The sequence below is a fragment of the Ruminococcus sp. AF37-20 genome, from assembly GCF_003460465.1.
Lineage (GTDB): Bacteria > Bacillota > Clostridia > Oscillospirales > Ruminococcaceae > Hominimerdicola > Hominimerdicola aceti.
This window is the reverse complement of record NZ_QTVE01000010.1, coordinates 1-19,657: the sequence shown is the minus strand read 5'-3', so window position 1 is coordinate 19,657 and position 19,657 is coordinate 1. Positions and strand designations below refer to the sequence as shown.

Annotated in this window: 21 protein-coding genes and 1 other annotated feature; of the genes, 14 read left to right on the top strand and 7 right to left on the bottom strand. The window is 44.8% G+C overall.

Annotation, left to right across the window (positions count from 1 at the left end; all coding sequences use genetic code 11):
* Positions 1–164 precede the first annotated feature (164 nt).
* Positions 165–1,937, top strand: a complete 1,773-nt coding sequence (locus DW015_RS07950; RefSeq protein WP_117892700.1) for an ammonium transporter — start codon at positions 165–167, stop codon at positions 1,935–1,937.
* 123 nt (positions 1,938–2,060) lie between these two features.
* Positions 2,061–2,192: a hypothetical protein gene (locus DW015_RS13860; RefSeq protein WP_278306093.1), complete on the top strand. Its 132-nt coding sequence runs from the start codon at positions 2,061–2,063 to the stop codon at positions 2,190–2,192.
* A 124-nt stretch (positions 2,193–2,316) separates the two neighbouring features.
* Here the strand turns inward: DW015_RS13860 and aspS are convergent, their stop codons facing one another.
* The 7 genes from aspS to DW015_RS07915 form a co-directional block, all read right to left on the bottom strand.
* Positions 2,317–4,095 carry an aspartate--tRNA ligase gene (aspS, locus tag DW015_RS07945; protein ID WP_242993248.1) on the bottom strand — a complete coding sequence of 593 codons (1,779 nt, stop codon included), beginning with the start codon at positions 4,093–4,095 and terminating at the stop codon, positions 2,317–2,319.
* 40 nt (positions 4,096–4,135) lie between these two features.
* Positions 4,136–4,654: a hypothetical protein gene (locus tag DW015_RS07940; protein WP_117905254.1), complete on the bottom strand. Its 519-nt coding sequence runs from the start codon at positions 4,652–4,654 to the stop codon at positions 4,136–4,138.
* On the bottom strand, positions 4,654–4,968 hold the full coding sequence (locus DW015_RS07935) for a hypothetical protein (RefSeq protein WP_117905253.1): 315 nt from the start codon (positions 4,966–4,968) through the stop codon (positions 4,654–4,656). Before DW015_RS07935 ends, DW015_RS07940 begins: the two co-directional genes overlap by 1 nt.
* A gap of 3 nt (positions 4,969–4,971) precedes the next feature.
* Positions 4,972–6,300: a histidine--tRNA ligase gene (hisS, locus tag DW015_RS07930; RefSeq protein WP_117897796.1), complete on the bottom strand. Its 1,329-nt coding sequence runs from the start codon at positions 6,298–6,300 to the stop codon at positions 4,972–4,974.
* Positions 6,301–6,443: 143 nt separating this feature from the next.
* The gene (locus tag DW015_RS07925; RefSeq protein WP_117905252.1) at positions 6,444–7,037 is read right to left on the bottom strand and encodes a YdcF family protein; all 594 of its coding nucleotides are present in this window, start codon (positions 7,035–7,037) and stop codon (positions 6,444–6,446) included.
* Positions 7,038–7,184: 147 nt separating this feature from the next.
* Positions 7,185–7,392, bottom strand: a binding site (T-box leader).
* Between the two features lie 14 nt (positions 7,393–7,406).
* Complete coding sequence (mgsA, locus tag DW015_RS07920) at positions 7,407–7,814, bottom strand: methylglyoxal synthase (protein ID WP_022287015.1); 408 nt, start codon at positions 7,812–7,814, stop codon at positions 7,407–7,409.
* Positions 7,815–7,922: 108 nt separating this feature from the next.
* Positions 7,923–8,660 (bottom strand): P-loop NTPase, encoded by a 738-nt coding sequence (locus DW015_RS07915; protein WP_022287014.1) that lies wholly within the window; start codon positions 8,658–8,660, stop codon positions 7,923–7,925.
* Between the two features lie 432 nt (positions 8,661–9,092).
* Between DW015_RS07915 and DW015_RS07910 the strand changes: the two genes are divergently transcribed.
* The 12 genes from DW015_RS07910 (at position 9,093) to rplA (ending at position 19,613) form a co-directional block, all read left to right on the top strand.
* The gene (locus tag DW015_RS07910) at positions 9,093–9,575 is read left to right on the top strand and encodes a DUF4830 domain-containing protein (RefSeq protein ID WP_242993247.1); all 483 of its coding nucleotides are present in this window, start codon (positions 9,093–9,095) and stop codon (positions 9,573–9,575) included.
* 200 nt (positions 9,576–9,775) lie between these two features.
* Positions 9,776–10,501: a pseudouridine synthase gene (locus DW015_RS07905; RefSeq protein ID WP_117905312.1), complete on the top strand. Its 726-nt coding sequence runs from the start codon at positions 9,776–9,778 to the stop codon at positions 10,499–10,501.
* A gap of 153 nt (positions 10,502–10,654) precedes the next feature.
* The gene (gene ugpC, locus DW015_RS07900; protein ID WP_117877715.1) at positions 10,655–11,797 is read left to right on the top strand and encodes a sn-glycerol-3-phosphate ABC transporter ATP-binding protein UgpC; all 1,143 of its coding nucleotides are present in this window, start codon (positions 10,655–10,657) and stop codon (positions 11,795–11,797) included.
* Between the two features lie 112 nt (positions 11,798–11,909).
* On the top strand, positions 11,910–13,157 hold the full coding sequence (locus DW015_RS07895) for an SGNH/GDSL hydrolase family protein (RefSeq protein ID WP_117905251.1): 1,248 nt from the start codon (positions 11,910–11,912) through the stop codon (positions 13,155–13,157).
* Positions 13,158–13,565: 408 nt separating this feature from the next.
* The gene (gene cls / locus DW015_RS07890; protein WP_242993246.1) at positions 13,566–15,134 is read left to right on the top strand and encodes a cardiolipin synthase; all 1,569 of its coding nucleotides are present in this window, start codon (positions 13,566–13,568) and stop codon (positions 15,132–15,134) included.
* A gap of 71 nt (positions 15,135–15,205) precedes the next feature.
* Positions 15,206–16,090, top strand: coding sequence for a YitT family protein (locus DW015_RS07885; RefSeq protein ID WP_117905250.1), 885 nt, complete (start codon positions 15,206–15,208; stop codon positions 16,088–16,090).
* 12 nt (positions 16,091–16,102) lie between these two features.
* The gene (locus DW015_RS07880; RefSeq protein WP_117905249.1) at positions 16,103–16,750 is read left to right on the top strand and encodes an HAD family phosphatase; all 648 of its coding nucleotides are present in this window, start codon (positions 16,103–16,105) and stop codon (positions 16,748–16,750) included.
* A 497-nt stretch (positions 16,751–17,247) separates the two neighbouring features.
* The gene (gene rpmG / locus DW015_RS07875) at positions 17,248–17,397 is read left to right on the top strand and encodes a 50S ribosomal protein L33 (protein WP_002848320.1); all 150 of its coding nucleotides are present in this window, start codon (positions 17,248–17,250) and stop codon (positions 17,395–17,397) included.
* 21 nt (positions 17,398–17,418) lie between these two features.
* Positions 17,419–17,673, top strand: a complete 255-nt coding sequence (secE, locus tag DW015_RS07870) for a preprotein translocase subunit SecE (protein ID WP_117905248.1) — start codon at positions 17,419–17,421, stop codon at positions 17,671–17,673.
* A 44-nt stretch (positions 17,674–17,717) separates the two neighbouring features.
* Positions 17,718–18,248, top strand: a complete 531-nt coding sequence (gene nusG / locus DW015_RS07865; protein WP_038672647.1) for a transcription termination/antitermination protein NusG — start codon at positions 17,718–17,720, stop codon at positions 18,246–18,248.
* A gap of 139 nt (positions 18,249–18,387) precedes the next feature.
* The gene (gene rplK / locus DW015_RS07860) at positions 18,388–18,813 is read left to right on the top strand and encodes a 50S ribosomal protein L11 (RefSeq protein WP_022287004.1); all 426 of its coding nucleotides are present in this window, start codon (positions 18,388–18,390) and stop codon (positions 18,811–18,813) included.
* A gap of 104 nt (positions 18,814–18,917) precedes the next feature.
* Entirely contained in the window at positions 18,918–19,613 is a 696-nt protein-coding gene (rplA, locus tag DW015_RS07855; protein ID WP_117905247.1) for a 50S ribosomal protein L1, read from the top strand.
* Positions 19,614–19,657 lie beyond the last annotated feature (44 nt).

Genomic DNA, 19,657 nt, shown 5'->3' with positions numbered 1-19,657 from the left:
AATTTTCAATATAACATAGACTTTATAACAAACTAAGCACAGATCTACTACTTTGTTCCCCTACAGCTACAATAATATACGGAATGCACAATGAAGTGTATGACAGACCGAGCCGAATGGCTTTGGTCGTCATACACTTTTTTGTATTTTAGGAGGAAAAAGATATGACAAACACTGTAACAGTATTGGCTGAAAGCACAGGATTCAGTGCCGTCAATACTATATGGGTACTGTTGGGAGCTGCACTTGTATTCTTTATGCAGGCAGGCTTCGCAATGGTTGAAACGGGCTTTACCCGTGCGAAAAACGCAGGTAACATAATCATGAAAAACCTGATGGACTTCTGTATCGGAACTCCGCTGTTCTGGCTCTTCGGTTTCGGTTTAATGTTTGGCGACGGAAAGTTCATCGGAGCTTATAAGGGCATCGCTGATTCAACATATGCCTCAGCTGCTCCAGACGGAGTTCCATTCTTTGCTTTCCTTATCTTCCAGACAGTTTTCTGTGCAACAGCAGCAACTATCGTTTCTGGAGCTATGGCAGAAAGAACAAAGTTCATTTCTTATTGTATCTATTCAGCAATTATAAGCCTTTTGGTTTATCCTATCGAGGCTCACTGGATCTGGGGCGGCGGCTGGCTCGCAGACCTCGGCTTCCATGATTTCGCAGGTTCAACTTGCGTTCATATGGCAGGCGGCGTTGCAGCATTCGTTGGCGCAGCTATCCTTGGTCCTCGTATCGGTAAGTATGACAAGAACGGCAAGGCAAAGGCTATCCCGGGTCACTCGCTTACACTTGGCGCACTTGGCTGCTTTATCCTTTGGTTCTGCTGGTTCGGTTTCAACGGTGCGTCAACAACTTCAATGGAAGGCGACGCTATACCGCTTGCAGGTAAAGTTTTCGTAACAACAAACCTTGCAGCAGCAGTTGCAACTATCACAACAATGATTTTTACTTGGATCAAGTATAAGAAGCCTGATGTTTCAATGACACTTAACGCTTCACTTGCAGGTCTGGTAGCTATCACAGCTCCATGCGACACAGTTTCACCGGTATCAGCAGCTATAATCGGTATCGTTGCAGGTATCCTCGTAGTTGTAGGTGTAGAGTTTATAGATCAGGTACTCAAGATAGATGACCCAGTTGGTGCTTGTGGAGTTCATATGCTCAACGGTATGTGGGGTACTATCGCAGTGGGTCTTTTCTCAGACGGTACTTGCGGTGAAAAGGGACTCTTCACAGGCGGTGGAGCACATCTCCTTGGTATCCAGCTTCTCGGTATGGTATCAGTTATCGCTTGGGTAGCTATCACAATGACTATCGTATTCCAGATCATCAAGCACACGATCGGTCTTAGAGCTTCCGAGCAGGAAGAGATCCTTGGTCTTGACGTTACAGAGCATGGTCTTGTATCTTCTTACGCTGACTTCGCACCGGCAATGTCACAGGCAATGCTCAGCTATACAAAGGACGACGCAAAGAGCGTTGTAAAGGTAGACAAGTCAACAGAGCCTGTAGTTCCTGTTGAGAAGGCTATCAAGGTAGAATCTTATGCAACAGACGCACCGTCTGCTGACGGCACGCCTAAGATGACAAAGGTCGCTATCATCTGCAAGCAGCAGAAGCTCAACGATCTTATCACAGCTTTGGAGGACATCGACGTAACAGGTGTTACAGTAACCAACGTTCTTGGCTGCGGAATGCAGAAAGGACAGCCTGAGTATTACCGTGGCGCAGTTGTTGAAACAAATCTGCTGCCAAAGGTAAAGGTCGAGGTCGTTATTTGCAAGGTACCAACAAGAGCGGTTATCGATGCTGCAAAAGCAGCCCTTTATACAGGTCATATCGGAGATGGAAAGATCTTTGTATACAACATTGAGAACGTAGTAAAGATCAGAACGAATGAAGAGGGCTATGACGCACTTCAGGACGATTAAGCCTTAAAGATGACGGGTGACTACCCAATAAAATTGCCCCCATCCCACTTATAAATTATAGCTTGGAACCCGTGGTCGAGTAATTCGGCTGCGGGTTTCAAGTTTTTATGAGGTGGAGTATAAGTGAGGAATGAGGAATGGGCAAAGCCGACCGGAGTAAAGAACAAGCACAAAGTAAAAGTCAGCACCGAGCGGAGCGATTTTGCGGCGGAAGAACTTACACGAATAAGATGTGGTGGTAAGCGAAAAAATTGAGGTCAAGATAAATGCGGGCGACCTCAGGTCGCCCCTACATATACATTGTGCGGTCATTAGAATTTGTGTAATAAAACAAAAACAGGACAGCCCTCATGAGCTATCCTGTTTGCGTTAATGCAAATTATTCTTCTGTTTCTGTTGTCTTGATGTGAAGCTCTTCAAGCTGCTTCTCGTCTACTGTGGACGGACAAGCACTCATAAGCTCGCTGGCGTTCTGTACCTTTGGAAACGCTATTACATCTCTAAGGCTGTCGGCATTGCAGATTATCATGGAAAGTCTGTCAAGTCCTATGCCCATGCCGCCATGCGGTGGTGCGGCATAACGATAAGCGTCTACGAGGAAGCCGAACTTTGCTTCTATCTCTTCGTCTGTCATGCCCAGTGCTTCGAACATTTTCTGCTGAAGCTCAAAGTCTGTTATTCTCATTGAGCCTGATGAAAGCTCTGTGCCGTTGAGGACAAGATCCCACGCCTTTGCACGGACGTTTGCAGGGTCGGTGTCAAGATAGTCAAGACACTCCTCCATTGGCATTGTGAATGGGTGGTGCGCTGCTACCCATGTGTCGTTCTCGTCGTCATACTCAAAGAAAGGCATTTCTGTTATCCATACAAAATTGAACTTGCCCTCCGGGATAACGCCAAGACGCTTTCCGCAGATAAGTCTGAGTGCGCCCAAAGTTGGAAGAACTACCTTGTTCTTGTCTGCACAGATGAGGATAAGGTCGCCCTTTTCTGCTCCAACGGCTGCGTTTATCTTCTCAAGGTCGCCCTCGCCAAGAAACTTCTTGAATGAGCAGTTTGGCTCGTCTGCCCAGCGGATATATGCAAGACCCTTTGCACCTATGCCCTTTGCGTGCTCAACAAGCTTGTCGATCTCTTTTCTTGTGTATGTTGCCGCACCGCCCTTGACGTTTATTGCACGAACTGAGCCGCCTGCTTCAATAGCTGACTTGAATACCACAAAGTCGATATCCTTAACGGTTTCTGTGATATCCTGTATCTCCATGCCGAAACGTGTGTCAGGCTTGTCAGAGCCATAACGGCTCATAGCGTCTGCAAATGTAAGTCTTGGCAGTGGGAGCGTTACCTCTACACCGAGTATCTCTTTGAAAAGCTTTTCGATATAGCCCTCAATACAAGCCTGGATATCCTCCTGATCGACAAAGGACATCTCAAGGTCTATCTGTGTGAACTCAGGCTGTCTGTCAGCTCTCAGGTCCTCGTCACGGAAACATCTTGCAAGCTGAATATACCTGTCATAACCTGATATCATAAGCAGCTGCTTGTATATCTGCGGTGACTGCGGCAGTGCATAGAACTTGCCTGCGTGAACTCTTGAAGGAACGAGGTAATCTCTTGCGCCCTCTGGGGTGGACTTCATCATCATAGGAGTTTCTATTTCAAGGAAACCGTTGTCATAGAAATACTCTCTTGTTATCTGAGCGATCTTGTGACGGGTGATGATATTCTTCTGAAGCTTTGGATTTCTAAGGTCAAGGTAGCGGTATTTGAGCTTCAGCTCATCGTTTACCTTATCTGAGTTTGTTACCTCAAATGGTGTTGTTTCAGCCTTTGAGAGAATTCTCAGGTCTGTTACGGCAACTTCTATCTTGCCTGTTTTTAGCTTTTCGTTCACGCTTTCACGAGGACGTACCATACCCTTTGCCATGAGGACATACTCGCCTTTTACAAGCTGAGCCTTTTCAAAAACGACTCTGTCTGTTTCATCATTGAATGCAAGCTGTACAAGTCCGGTTCTGTCACGGAGGTTGATGAAGATAAGGTTGCCCATATCTCTTACTCTGTCAGCAAAGCCGCATACAACGACTTCCTGCTCGGTTTCAGGCACTTCGCCGCAGTAATGGGTCCTGCGTAAGCCCTTCATTGTATCAAGTTTCATTTTACATTACTTCCTTTTCTTTGGGTTTATATTGATAAAATTATTCGTCGCTTTCGTCTGTTTTGCCCACGGCTGGCGGAAAGCTGTCAAGATAGGCTCTGACAAACTTCTTCTTGTTGTCCCAGAACATGAGGAACAATCCCACGAGCCATATTGCGGCAAAGCATACTGCGCCTGTTTTCTCTTCCAGTGCCACAAGCATAAGGGTGAGGAAAAGCACAAGCACCGTCCATATGACGCCCACAACATAGGCATAGATAGGCTTTCTGAACTTGCCGTATATCCTGGAGCCGTTGGGTGTCTTTTCTACCTTGCCATAAAAGCCTGTTGAGCCTCCGTCACGCTTTTTGGCGGTGTGGTGGAATATCTGAAAGCTTTCGGCGTCTGTGCGGTAGCCATAAAAAATGGTATCGTCACGGTGGTTTTTCATGAACTTGCTTTGGGAGAGAATGTTTACGGTGGGTCTATGCTCGATAAGGTCGCCGTCAAGCTTTCTGAGAACTCTTTTGGGCGAAAGCGAGGTCTCTACCTCATAGGTCACGGGTCTTATTGCAAGCATTATTTATCTTCCTTTTTATCGGGATAATCAGCAGGGTCAAATACCTTGTCGTTTATCTTTATTTGTCCGCCTGTGTGGGTGTTGCAGAGCATACCATAGATAGTGCCGCATTTTGTACACCTGAACTGGTGGAAAAGCTTTTCGGCATACCACTTGTTGTCGTCATCCATTATCTTATCAAGAGGGCAGGTCTGATAGGTCATTTCAACTTCCCCTGCCAGCAGCATTCTTGCAAGAGAACCTATGCAGAGCATATATTCCTGCGGAGTGTGTATTTCTGTCAGAGGTATTTTCTCGCACTGTTCACATCTCATTGCTTAGTTCTCCTTTCCGATAAATTTTTCTATATCGGCGTCGATATCCTTGAACATATCTGCCATGAGGGCGTTTGAAAAGTTCTCGGCAATGGTGTTGTCAAGCCTGATATCTGTCTGCTCGCCTGTTGCCATGTTTTTGAGCTTTGCAACGCCTGATTCTATCTCGTTGTCGCCAAGCACCATAACGAACTTTGCACCTATTTTGTTTGCATACTTCATCTGAGCGTTAAGTCCTTTGCCTATAAGGTCATATTCTACGAAACAGCCCTCTTCTCTAAGCTCGGAGGCTATGCCCATTGCCTTTTTAAGGGCGTCCTCGCCCATTGGTACGATATAAAGGTCGCAGGTCTTTGGCTCCATATAGTCGCAGCCCTGAGCGTCCATTACCATGAGAAGTCTTTCAAGTCCCAGACCGAAGCCGAGGGCAGGGGTAGGCTTGCCGCCAAGCTGCTGGATAAGTCCGTCATAACGTCCGCCGCCGCAGACTGTGCCCTGTGCGCCTATCTCATCGGTGATGAACTCGAAAACTGTTCTTGTATAATAGTCAAGACCTCTTACTATCTTAGGGTTGATGTCAAAGTCGATGCCCATTACGGAGAGGTACTCCTGAAGCTTCTCAAAGTGTTCTTTGCAATCATCACAGAGATAATCGAGGATAACAGGGGCGTTCTTGCCAAGCTCCTGACAGTGTTTGTCTTTACAATCAAGTATTCTCATTGGATTTTTGTCAAGTCTGTCCCGACAGGTCTCGCAAAGCTGGTCTTTTCTTGCGGCAAAATACTCTTTCAGAGCCTTGCGATACTCTGCACGGCAGGTTGGACAGCCTATAGAGTTGATGTTGAGCTTGATGTTTCTGAGTCCTGCTCTGTCAAGAACGCTTTTTGCAAGAGAAATTACCTCTGCGTCTGCTCTTGGGCTTTCAGAGCCGACCATTTCACAGCCGAACTGGTGGAACTCTCTGAGTCTGCCCTTTTGTGTGTTCTCGTGTCTGAAAAATGAGAGGATATAATAGACCTTCTGCGGCAGACCCTCGTTCATAATGCCGTTTTCAAGGACAGCTCTCATTGTGCCGGATGTTCCCTCCGGACGGAGTGTGAACTTTGAGTCGCCTGCTGCGGAAACTGAATACATCTCTTTCTGAACAACGTCTGTTGTTTCGCCAACAGAACGCACGAACAGACCTGTTTCCTCAAAAGTTGGTACTCTTATTTCTTTGAAGCCGTATATTTCGGCAGCTTCGGAAACTATCTTTTCTACAGTGTGCCACTTATAGACCTTTGAGGGAACGATGTCCTCTGTGCCTTTTGGCTTTTTAACTATCAATGCCATATAATAACGATCCTTTCTGTATTTTGTCTTGAACTTTTGAATACCGATATCGTTTAAATAGCTGTGATATCGGGACGTTGTAAGAAATGGCGAACACTGTTCACCGCTACATTAAAGAGCCTTGGTGCTTTAATTACAACGTTTCAAATTTCAAAATCGTCAATAAAACCTTTTTTTATATAATAACCGAATTTAAGACATTCGTCAAGTGCTGTTTTGCTGCCTTTTTCGGTCATTGACCAATTATTTCGCTGTGTGCTGCCACGGCTGGCAGGGCAGGGGATAATTTTCTGTGTGAAAAAGTGCTGTGCAAGCATGGCGGCACGCCGCATATGATAGGCGGTGGTGACGATTATGATGCTTTTGCAGTTTGGGAAATGCTTTTTTACAATCTCGGCTGAGTTTCGTAGATTGTCCACTGTGTCAAGGGATTTGGTTTCCGCAAGTATGGCGGAGGTCGGTATGCCGCATTTTTCGGCGGCGATGAGCATGGCTTTATATTCTGCCATGTCACCAAGGGAAGTCTTTTGCACCTTTCCTCCGCAGAATATGAGATGTGGGGCTTTTCTCTCCTGAAAAAGCTTTGCTGCCAGCGGAACACGGTAGTCGCAGGCTTTGCGGCTTCCCAGAACTATTATAACGTCGGCAGTTTCGCCTTTATAGTCAAGACCCTCGAAAAGAAGCTTGTCTACTATTTCGGGGGTGATGTTTTCTTTTGTTAGCTGGCTGGCTTTCATTGTTATACCGCCTTTGCTTTTTGTTGTGCTGAGATAAGGTGTTCGAGAGTGAGTGAGGAGCGAAAAAGCGGGACGTCGCATTCTTGTTTTGCAGAAATTGAGCCGCTCCCCTATGGGTGGTGGACAAAAAAATAAAGCCGTCCCCTAGTAAGGGACGACTTTTACCGTGATACCACCCTAATTATCCGAACACTTTCGCGCCGGATCACTCTAACGCTTTAACGCAGCTATACGTCCGTTCTTGAACAAACGGAAGCTCCAAGGTGTCCTTCTTCCTGCCCTTTGTGTGAACCCTCTCACCAACGGCTCTCGCTGAAACATAAGAGCGGAATACTCTCCCTTTCATCGCTTTTGTATATGAAATTTCAATTATATCTTTGTAGGATTAACGATATCTCTCCAGTCAAGATCGCCTCGCTCAAGTGCGTGGATAAGCGCTTCGGCAGTGGCAATGTTTGTGGCTACCGGAATGTTGTGTACATCGCAAAGTCTGAGGAGATTCATATCATTAGGTTCGTGTGGCTTCACTGAGATAGGATCTCTGAAAAACAGAAGCAGGTCTATCTCGTTGCAGGATATTCTCGCTGCGATCTGCTGGTCGCCGCCCTGTGAGCCACTGAGATAACGCTGAACGTTAAGGCCTGTTGCTTCGGCTACCATTTTTCCCGTAGTACCTGTGGCACAAAGATTGTGCTTGCTGAGTACACCGCAATAGGCGATACAGAACTGTACCATGAGTTCCTTTTTTGTGTCATGAGCAATAAGTGCAATATTCAATGGAAACCCCCCGTTTATATATTAGTATATTAATGGATAAATAAGTTTCGTGATATAAAACAGCCGCACTATGCGCAGATATCCTCACGCACACGGCTGATAATATACTCAGACCTTGATGGAGAGGGGTATATGCTCGCCCTTTATTCTTCTTGAAATAGCAGAGAATGCAAGGAAGCCCATAGAGCTTGATGAAAGCGGCGCACCTTTTCCTGTTGCAAGAGGGATAGCGCTGTCCTCAGGGATAACACCCAGAAGCTGAACGCCGACTGTGTCGATGATAGCGTCAAGGTCGTCCATTTCGTCAAACTCGAATATTCTCTTGTTTGCCTTGTTGATAACAAGTCTTTGCTTCTGATTTCCTCTCTTATAGAACTCGTCTGACATCATTCTCGCATCTCTTACGCATACAGGGTCAGGAGTTGTAACTATAAGAATAAGGTCGGAATTAGTAACTATATCAAATACAGAACCGTTGATACCTGCAGAGGTGTCAATGATTATGTATTCAAAATACTTTCTCATTTCCTGTGTGATCTTTTCGATATCCTCAGCCTTGAGCTGAACGAACGGGTCGGACGGAGCGCAGAGAACGCTCAGGTTTGAAGCAAGCTTAACAGTTGTTGTTGCCTTGTATACGTCGCAAGTACCCTCAAGAACGTCACCTAGATCGTATGTAATATTACCCTGCATACCAAGCATGATATCCATACATCTCAGACCAAAGTCAAGCTCAATTATAAGTGTACGGTTTCCCTGCTTGGCAAGGGCATAACCGAGACAGGCGCTTATAGAAGATTTGCCTGTTCCGCCTTTACCGGAAGTAACTGCAATAATTTTTGACATAAAACTCATTGCTCCTTTCATATATCAATCCTGCGGCTGACCGCAGAACGCATCAGCAATAATAACTTGCCCCTTCACAGCCGTGAAAAGACAGATTTAAGAAAACGTTTCAGTACCCTCCGCAGGCAATGCGGAGAAGCATAGCGTTACCTAATAATATTGTACCACATATTTTGAAATTGTCAAAGACATTTGTACAAAAAAATACAAAATCGTTAATTCACATTAATTTTCACTTTTATTTTTGTCAATTTTGCACAATGCCATATCAGTGCTACAGAGTTTGTAATAATAAATCATAGCAAACCGATAAATTTATTATACAATAAGATTATTAATGCTATAAAAATTATTTTTGAAAATTATATAACAAAATAAAAAATCGGACAGGTAGTTATAATTTTTGGGACAATACATATAAATGTACAAACTTTGAAAACAGAAAGCGAGGAAAAGGGTATGTTTATCAAGACAATAAAAGTAAAAAAGCCAACATTTGCGGTGATCGGGGCGGTTCTGGCGGCGTTGGCGCTGTTGGCGGTGATAATAGTGACAGTGGTGAGGATATCGTCGCCTGCGGTGTACGAGATGAAAAGCGAAGCGCAAAGACAGGCGTTTTTGAAAGAAATGGGCTGGGAGGTGTCTGACGAATACGATGAATGCAAGGCGGTGACCATACCGAAAGAATTCAATGAGGTGTATGAGAAGTATAATAAGCTTCAGAAGCAGCAGGGCTTTGACTTGGAGGACTATAAAGGGAAAACCGCTGAGGTGTATACATATGCTGTAAAAAATTATGGGAATAAGAAGCAGGAGGTCAGGGCTAATCTTATCGTCTGTGAGGGACAGCTTGTGGGAGGCGATGTATGCTCAGCGGAACTGGACGGATTTATGCAGGGGCTGAGGAAAAAGTAGGCGTCTGAGCGTGGAACGTCGGCATTATGAACAAGGGGAAACTAATGCTTCATAGGTCAAAAAACCGATACAAATAGTAATAAAACGCCTGTGGAGCATATCTGCGGGCGTTTTATTGCTAAAACTTCTGCACATATTTGACTTTTGGCGGTATCGTATGCTATAATCTTTATAAGAAAATTGTCAGAAAGGCTTTTGCTATGAGACTTGATAAATTTATTTCTTCACAGCGTAATGATATTTCCCGAAGCATGGTGAGAGAGCTTTGCAGAAAAGGTCAGGTGACTGTAAACGGAAAGGTCGCCAAGGCGGCTGATACTAAGGTCAGCGAAAACGATATTGTTGCTGTAAAGGGCGTGGAGATATGCTATAAAAAGTTTGTCTATATAATGATGAACAAGCCGCAGGGTGTGGTTTGCTCCACTCGTGACGGAGAGTCGAAAACTGTCCTTGAGCTAGTACCTCCTGAGATGTTCAGGGAGGGACTTTTCCCTGCGGGCAGGCTCGATAAGGATACTGAGGGCTTTGTGCTTCTCACTGATGACGGAGCTCTCGCCCACAGAATGTTGTCCCCTAAGACCCATGTTCCGAAAACCTATTTCGTTAGACTTCGTGACCCTTGGCAGGAAAATTATGCTCTGGCGTTCGCTGAGGGCATGACTATCGATGGCGGAGAGAAATGTCTGCCTGCGGAATTTTCCGCAAGTGTGAACTGTCCCGATGAATGTACGGTTGTGCTTCATGAGGGTAAGTATCATCAGGTCAAGAGAATGTTTGAAAAGCTGGGAAATAAAGTTGTTTTTCTTAAGCGGATAAAGATCGGAGAACTGCCTTTAGATCCGGATCTGCCCCTTGGAAGCTGTTTGGAGATAATGCACAAAGATGTTGAAAGATTATTGACAGCGAAATCGTTTAAATGTAAGTAATTACCTATTCTATGTGAATTTTCGTCAATATTCATAATGAGATATAATAAAGTTTAGTAAAAAAAACTCTTGCGGGTATGTTAAAAATTTGTTATGATAATAGCATAGCTAATTAGGATATTAGTAAAATTCAAATAGGGAGGTCCTTTTTTAATGGCAAGTGTATCATTAAGGGAAATTTATAAGAAGTACGCAGGCGGCGTTATCGCTGTTTCAGACTTCAACATCGAGATCAAGGATAAGGAGTTTATCATCCTCGTAGGTCCTTCTGGTTGTGGTAAGTCTACAACACTTAGAATGATCGCAGGTCTTGAAGAGATCAGTGAAGGTGAGCTTTACATCGGCGACAGACTTGTAAACGACATCGCTCCTAAGGATAGAGATATCGCAATGGTATTCCAGAACTACGCTCTGTATCCTCACATGACAGTATTTGAGAACATGGCATTCGGTCTGAAGCTCAGAAAGGTACCAAAGGACGAGATCGCAAGAAAGGTAGAGGAAGCAGCAAGAATACTTGACATCGCTCACCTTCTTGACAGAAAGCCAAAGGCTCTCTCCGGTGGTCAGAGACAGCGTGTAGCCCTCGGTAGAGCTATCGTTCGTGAGCCACAGGTATTCCTTCTTGACGAGCCTCTTTCAAACCTCGATGCTAAACTGAGAGCACAGATGAGAACTGAGATCTCTAAGCTCCATAAGAAGCTCGGTACTACATTCATCTATGTAACTCATGACCAGACAGAGGCTATGACAATGGGTGACCGTATCGTAGTTATGAAGGACGGTTACATTCAGCAGATCGACACACCAACAAATCTTTACAACGATCCGGTAAACCAGTTCGTTGCAGGATTCATTGGTTCACCACAGATGAACTTTATCGACGCTAAGCTTCTCAAGGTAGACGGCAAGTATGTTGTTGAGTTCGGTTCTGAGGATACAAAGACAACAAGAGGCGTTAAGTATCAGGTAGCAGTTCCGGAGTCTAAGGTAGACCCTGAAGTTCTCGAGCCACTGGTTGATCAGGAAGTTGTTCTCGGTGTTCGTCCGGAGTGTATCCATGACGAGCCTGCATTCCTTGCTCAGGCTACAACAGGCGTTATCAACACAACTGTTGAAGTAACTGAAATGATGGGTGCTGAAACATATCTGTACCTCAACTGCGAGGGTATCCAGCTCACAGCTAGAGTTTCACCTCGTTCTGACGTTCGTCCACAGGATGAGCTTAAGGTCGCTATCGATCCTAACAGAATCCATATCTTCGATAAGGAAACTGAGAAGGCAGTTCTTAACTAATAAGAATTTTTATCATATTGATATAACCAAAAAGTACGGCTTTGTCCGTACTTTTTGTGTTATATGCGGTGTGAAACCGATTTCGTTATCATAGATTAGAAAGGTACAAATAATGGATACAAAAAAATTGTTGGCAGTGCTTGTGAGTGCTGCTATGTGCGGAGCGGCTTTTGCAGGCTGCGGAAATAATGCGGACAGCTCAAAGGCTGAAAGCAAAGCGGAGTCTTCAAGCTCGCAGGTCGAAAAAATGCCTGAAACTGACGAGGAGTGGACGCAGGCTATGTATGACAAGGCTATGGTGTCATACGGCAACACTTCTATGATGCAGAATGTTATAAAGAAAGCACAGTCAGGGGAAAAGGTCACTGTGGCGTATCTTGGCGGCTCTATCACTGAGGGTATTTCTGCCGGTGCAGAGGGCTGTTATGCTAAGCTCACTTATGATTATTTTGCACAGAAATTCGGTACGGGTGATAACGTCCAGTATGTGAACGCAGGTCTTAGCGGTACGCCGTCTAAGCTTGGAATACTCAGACTCGATAGAGATGTGTTGGCTTATGAGCCTGACATATGCTTTATCGAATTTGCAGTAAATGACGGCACAGAGACTGACTATCAGAACGCTTACGAGTCAATAGTCAGAACGCTTTTGCAGAAGAATATCACTCCTGTTCTGCTGTTCTCAGTGACAGAAAACGACCATTCTGCTCAGGATTATATGAAGCAGATAGGTGAGTTTTATCACCTGCCGATGATATCATACTGTGACGCACTAAGATATCTTTTCGCAAATAACAGAATGACTTGGAAAGATTTCTCTGACGACCAGTCGCACCCTAACACTGAGGGTCACAAGCTTGTGGCTTCAATGGTGGATTACTATTTTGACACTGTTATGGACGTTGCGCCAGAGGGCGATTATGTTATGCCGACAGACACTGTTTTCTCGCCGCGAGAGGTGGACGCTCATATGTATGAGGGCGACAGCCTTACGCCAACAAGCCTTGGAAGTTGGAAGGAAGGCTCTACTATTGCAAGCTTCACAAATGGCTGGACTTACGACAACACCGGAGATAACAGCCCTATCGTATTCGAGTTCAAGGACAAAAAATTCTTGTACATGATATACAAAGAGGTGAAGCAGGGCGAGTTCGGCAAGCTTCATGTTAAGGTAACAGCAGACGGAGAGGTGTATGACGAAAGCGATTACGATACCATAAGTCCGTCAGGCTGGGGAAATGCTCAGATACAGAATATCGCCATGATGCCTGAAGCAACTAACTATACCGTTGAAATATCAATGGCGGCAGGCGACGAGGACAAGCATGGAGAAGTTCTTGCCTTTGGCTATACCGAATAGCTGTTTGAAATTTTAGCGAAAATAATAAGGCAGATGTTTTTCCTGAGCGGCTGTGGGAACGGCTTGCTCCGGAAAGCCGTCTGCCTGTTTTTTTTGCGTGTATCTATGTGGCGTTATGTTTAGAATTGTAGGGGACGGCGCCCTCGACGTCCCGCTTCGGGGAGTTGCGAGGTTTGAGTTTCCATAAACCATGTGGGTGAACTAAACGGGCGAACACTGTTCGCCCCTACATTGTTCGTGAGTTGTTTCGCAAATTGTTGTCAACAATAAGATAACAAAAGTTGTGTCATTGTCACAGAAATTCGTGAAATCAGGGCAGATTAACTGCATTTTTGCGTATTGCAAAAATCAAAAATAAATGTTATAATCAGTTGTGTATCACTATTTTTAGAAAGGCAGGCGGATAATGTGGCGGAAAAGATAAGCGAAAAAATACAAAAGAAAAAACCGAAAAAACTCATAAATATGATATTTTCACAGAAAACCACTATTATCCTGCTTCTTGCATTGCAGCTTATTTTCATTTTTATAATCTTCCAAAGCTTCGCTGTGCATTATGCCTACCTGCATATCGTTTTTTCTACTGTGGCTATCGTGCTTGCTATCTATATCCTTAACAGCAGCGAGAACCCTGCCTATAAATTGGCGTGGATAGTACCCCTTGTTATCGTGCCTATCTTTACGGTGGTGCTTTATATATTACTCAAAAATCAGTTTTCCACAAGAAAGGTCAGAAACCTTTATGCTAAGAAATCCGCCAATACAAGACCTTTTCTTAAAACAAATAAACAGATAATGAGCTATCTCCATGAAAGTGAGCCTGACTTTTATAAGCTTGCAAACTATGTGGATAAGTCGGGGGGCTATCCTGTCTGCGGTAATACGGAGGTCACTTATTTTCCGCTTGGCGAAGATAAGTATAAGGCTATGCTTGAGGAGCTTCAGAAAGCTCAGGAGTTTATCTTTATGGAGTATTTTATTATCGACGACGGCGAAATGTGGCGTGAGATAGTTAAGATACTTCTTGAAAAAGCTAAGGCAGGCGTGGAGGTAAGACTTCTTTATGACGGAATGGGCTCTCAGTTTACTTTGCCTTTCAGATATAAGAAAAAGCTTACCGACCAAGGGGTAAAATGCCTTGTTTTCAATCCTTTCCGCCCTATGCTTTCTACTATACAGAATAACCGTGACCATAGAAAAATTCTCGTTATAGACGGCAACGTGGCTTTCAACGGGGGCGTTAATATCGCCGACGAGTATATAAACCGCAAGGAGCGTTTCGGTCATTGGAAAGATACCGCCGTTATGCTAAAGGGCGACGGCGTTTGGAATTTTACCATGATGTTTCTGCAAATGTGGGAGGTCATCTCAGGTGATAAAACTGAGTATAATATGTACCGCCCCACTGTAAAAAACGTTGTGAACAACGGCTATGTTATCCCCTACGGCGACTCCCCTCTCGATGACGAGAATGTGGGCGAGCTTGTCTATATGGATATGATAAACAATGCCAAGGATTATATCTATATCTCTACCCCGTATCTTGTGCCTGACAACGAAATGCTCACCGTCCTGGGCTATGCGGCAAAAAGCGGTGTTGATGTTAGGATAATCACTCCTGAGATACCTGATAAATGGTATGTGAGCGTTATAACAAGGTCTTTCTACAGAGATCTTGAAACGCTGGGCGTAAAAGTCTATGAGTATAAAGGCGGCTTTAACCACGCCAAAATGTTCCTCTCGGACGATAAGTCAGCCGTGGTGGGTACGATAAATCTCGACTACAGAAGCTTGTATCTCCATTTTGAGTGTGCAACTTATATGTACAAAACAAGTTGTATAAAGGATATAAAAGCGGACTTTGACGATATGTTTGAAAACCGCTGTCATAGAATAACACATGACGATATAAATAACCGCAGCTTCTGGTCAAGGTTCATGTCGGTCATTCTCAGAACCATTGCGCCTCTTTTGTAAAAAATGTATTTTACGAGGTATCAGGGGAAAAATAAGCCTATCTTTGCTTTTGCATAGCTTGGAGGGCTTTTATGATACTTCTGAATAAATTGTTTTCGGCAAAAAGATCTGCAAAGGGCAGAGTGGACTATCCTCTCTTGCTTCTCGGTGCGGTCATATATGGCATAAGCGTGGGACTGGTTTTAAGCCCTAACGAAATTGCCCCCGGAGGTGCTTCGGGGCTTGCTGTCATGTTGTCAAGATTTCTGCCTCTTGGTGTCGGCTCGCTTACAATGGCGATAAATCTTCCTTTGTTGGCGGTTAGCCTTTATGTGTTCGGCTGGCGTTTCCTTTTTGGAACTGTTGTAGCTATTGCAGTTTCGGGTCTGACTGCGGATATGTGTACGCTTTTTACACCGCTCACAAATGATATTTTTCTCAGCGCAATAGCAGGCGGTATTCTGTTGGGCACAGGCTGTGGGATAGTTTTTCGCTCAGGGGGAACAACAGGCGGAACTGATATCGCCGCAAAGCTTATCAAAAGGAAAAAGCCCTATATGGCGGCAGGGCAGATCTTTATGCTTGCAGACGGTGTGATATGTGTGCTTAGCGGTTTTGTTTTCGGCAGTATCGACAACGCACTGTATTCGTTCTTTACACTGTGGGTGTTCTCAAAAACACTGGATATGATACTCTACGGCGGCGACAGAGGAAAGCTTGCGCTGATAATAAGCCCTGCCGCAGATAAGATACTCCATAGGCTTCTTAATGAGGGCAACTTGGGGTGTACGGTCATAAAAGCCCGAACGGGATACACGGGCGAGGACAGAGATCTTATACTTTGCGCAGTGAGAAAACGCAGGATAACGGACGTTCGCAGAATAGCGGCAGAAACTGACGAAAAGGCTTTCGTGCTTGTGGGTGACGTGAGCGAGATAATAGGCGAGGGCTTCAGGCTCTCTGATGAATACTTCTGAAAGGACATTACAATGGACATAAAAGATTTTAAGGGACACATTTTCGACTTAGACGGCACTCTGACAAGATCAAATCACGTTTGGTCAAAGATAGACGAGGAATTTCTCGGCAAGCGTGGGATAAAAGTGCCTGAGGACTATTTCAAGCAGGTGTCTGCAATGAATTTCGAGCAGGCGGCTGTTTATACAAACGATAGATTTTCTCTGGGTGAGAACATTCAGGATATAATGAAAGAATGGTTCGATATGGCGGTGTATGAGTATACGAACGTTATCGAGCTTTGCGGAAACGCAGGGGAGTATGTGCGAAAGCTTAAGGAACAGGGCAGGAAGATAGCATTGGCGACCGCTTCAACTGAGGAGCTTTATAAGCCTGTGCTAAAGAGAAACGGCATTTTGGATCAATTTGATTGCTTCGTGTCTACAGAGCAGGTGGAGAGGGGAAAGGGCTTTCCTGATGTTTATGAGCTGGCGGCTGAGAAACTGGGGCTTGAAGTAAAGGCTTGCGTGGTTTATGAGGATATAGTCGAGGGCATAAAGGGAGCGAAAGCAGGAGGGTTCTTTGCTGTGGCTTGCTTGAATGACCATTACTCGCATGACTGGGACGAGATGAGAGAGATCGCTGATGCGACCGTTGAAAATGGGGAGTTTCCGGTTTAATGAGGAATGAGGAATTAGGAATGAGGAATGGGCATAGCTGACCATAGTTGTGCCCCAGCACCGAGCAGAGCGATTTTGCGGTGGCAGGACTTGCTCGAATAGTTGTAGGGGCTGGCGCCCTCGACAGCCCGTTTCTGGGAGCGGCAAGGTTTGAATTTATACAAACCATGTGGGCGACTAAAGGTCGCTCCTAAAAAAATCATCGCCGACAGGCGAAACCATAATTCCTCACTCCTCACTTCTCACTCCTCACTCGACAAACGATAAAATTTACAAAAAATTAATAAAATTCTTTGACAAATGATTGACAAAGAAGAGCACAGATGTTATAATTGTAGTACCTCTTTATGAGGTCTATTTTTTTGCGCTCTTTTTTTGAGCGTGAAAAAGCATAAGTTACCTCAGGGCTGTGTGACAGCTTGCGTGAAAACGTATGAGGGAGGCAGACGTACCCTGAATGTTCTTGCGGGGTATAAATTTCGTCAGGAGGTGCCGAAATGAGAGTAAAAATTACACTTGCTTGTACTGAGTGTAAGCAGAGAAACTACAACACTAAGAAGAACAAGAAGAATGACCCTGACAGACTTGAAATGAACAAGTATTGCAAGTTCTGTAAGAAACACACTCTTCACAAAGAGACTAAGTAATATTGAAAGGAGCTATTTCTAATGGCTAAAAAAACAGATGTTACTAAGTCTTCAAAAAAGGATACCGGCAAGAATCAGAAGAAAAAGGGCGGAATAAGAAAATATTTCAGAGAGCTTAAAGCTGAAATGAAAAAGGTCGTTTGGCCTACAAGACAGCAGGTGACTAAGAATACGGGAGTTGTTCTCACGGTAATGGTCGTTATGGCTCTGTTCCTTTTCGGCGTTGATTCAGGTCTGGGTGCAGCTATCAAGGCTATCCTTAAAATCGGCGGCTAAGCCGTCACAGCGGTTTTGACAACATCAATATGGAGGTAAGAAACATGTCAGAAGAAGCAAAGTGGTATGTTGTTCACACTTATTCAGGTTATGAGAATAAGGTAAAAAGCAATATTGAAAAGGTTGTTGAAAACCGAAACCTTCAGGATCTCATCCCTGAGGTAATGATCCCAATGGAGGAAGTTACCGAAGTAAAGGGCAATAAGATCGACAAGGGCGACAGAAAGCTTTTTCCAAGCTATGTGCTTGTAAAAATGGTGCTTACAGACGATTCATGGTATATCGTTAGAAATACCAGAGGCGTTACGGGCTTCGTTGGTCCTGCATCAAAGCCTGTTCCGCTGACCGATAAAGAGGTTGCAGCACTGGGTGTTGACACACAGAGAAGCGCTAACGTTCAGGTCGGCTTCAAGGAAGGCGACAATGTCGTTGTAACAGCAGGTTCATTCGAGGGCTTCACAGGAGTTGTGGAGAAATTCGATATGGAAGCACAGACGGCAGACGTCAGAGTATCTATGTTGGGCAGAGAAACAACTGTTACTATGCCGCTGACACAGATAAAGTCTGAGGAATAAGGAAAAAGGCGGTAAAACTCCGCAAACATTCGTGAAAATGGAAGCAAAGCCGTCAATGACGGTTCGGATATACGGCTTCCGGAAACGTGGGAGAGCGTATGGCGCTCGCCTTACCACTTAATTATGGAGGTGCGAACAAATGGCACAGAAGGTAGTAGGCTATATTAAGCTTCAGATTCCAGCAGGAAAGGCAACTCCTGCACCACCGGTTGGTCCAGCTCTTGGTCAGCACGGTGTAAACATCATGGCGTTCACAAAGGATTTTAACGAGAGAACTAAGAACGATATCGGTCTTATCATCCCTGTTGTTATCACAGTTTACGCAGACAGATCATTCACATTCATCACCAAGACTCCTCCGGCAGCAGTTCTCATCAAGAAGGCTTGCAAGATCGAGTCAGGTTCCGGTGTTCCTAACAAGACTAAGGTCGCAACTATCACAAAAGAGCAGCTTCAGAAGATCGCTGAGCAGAAGATGCCTGACCTGAACGCAGCAAACATCGAGAGTGCTATGAGCATGATCGCTGGTACATGCCGTTCAATGGGCGTTGTAGTTGAGGACTAATCAATCGTACTGTGCATTCATGCACGGCAATGGTGGGAGGAATTTTCCGCTAACCGACTAGATATCCACTGTCGGTATTACCACTTAATGAGGAGGAAATATTAATGAAACATGGCAAGAAGTATGTTGACAGCTTCAAGGCTATCGACAAGGCTAAGCAATATGACGCTCCTGAGGCTCTGGAACTTGCAGCTAAGGGTGCTAAGGCAAAGTTCGATGAAACTATCGAGCTTCACATTCGTCTGGGCGTTGACTCAAGACACGCTGATCAGCAGGTAAGAGGTGCTGTTGTACTTCCAAACGGAACCGGTAAGACTGTAAGAGTTTGCGTATTCTGTAAGGAAGACAAGTATGAGGCTGCTAAGGCAGCAGGCGCTGACTATGTTGGCGGCATGGATCTCGTTGAGAAGATCACAAAGGAAAACTGGATGGATTTCGACGTTGTAGTTGCTTCACCTGACATGATGGGTGTTGTAGGACGTCTTGGTAAGATCCTCGGACCTAGAGGACTTATGCCAAACCCAAAGGCAGGAACTGTTACTCCTGACGTAGCTAAGGCTGTTACAGACGCTAAGGCTGGTAAGATCGAGTATCGTCTTGATAAGACAAACATCATTCACTGCCCTATCGGTAAGGCTTCATTCGGTGTTGAGAAGCTCGAGCAGAACTTCAACACACTTATCAACGCTGTTGTAAAGGCTAAGCCAGCCGCTGCTAAGGGTCAGTACCTTAAGAGCGTAGTTGTAGCTTCTACAATGGGCCCTGGTATCAAGATCAGCACTGCTAAGTACGGCAACTAATGATATAATCCCCTTAGAGTAGACACATGAAATAATAAAATGGT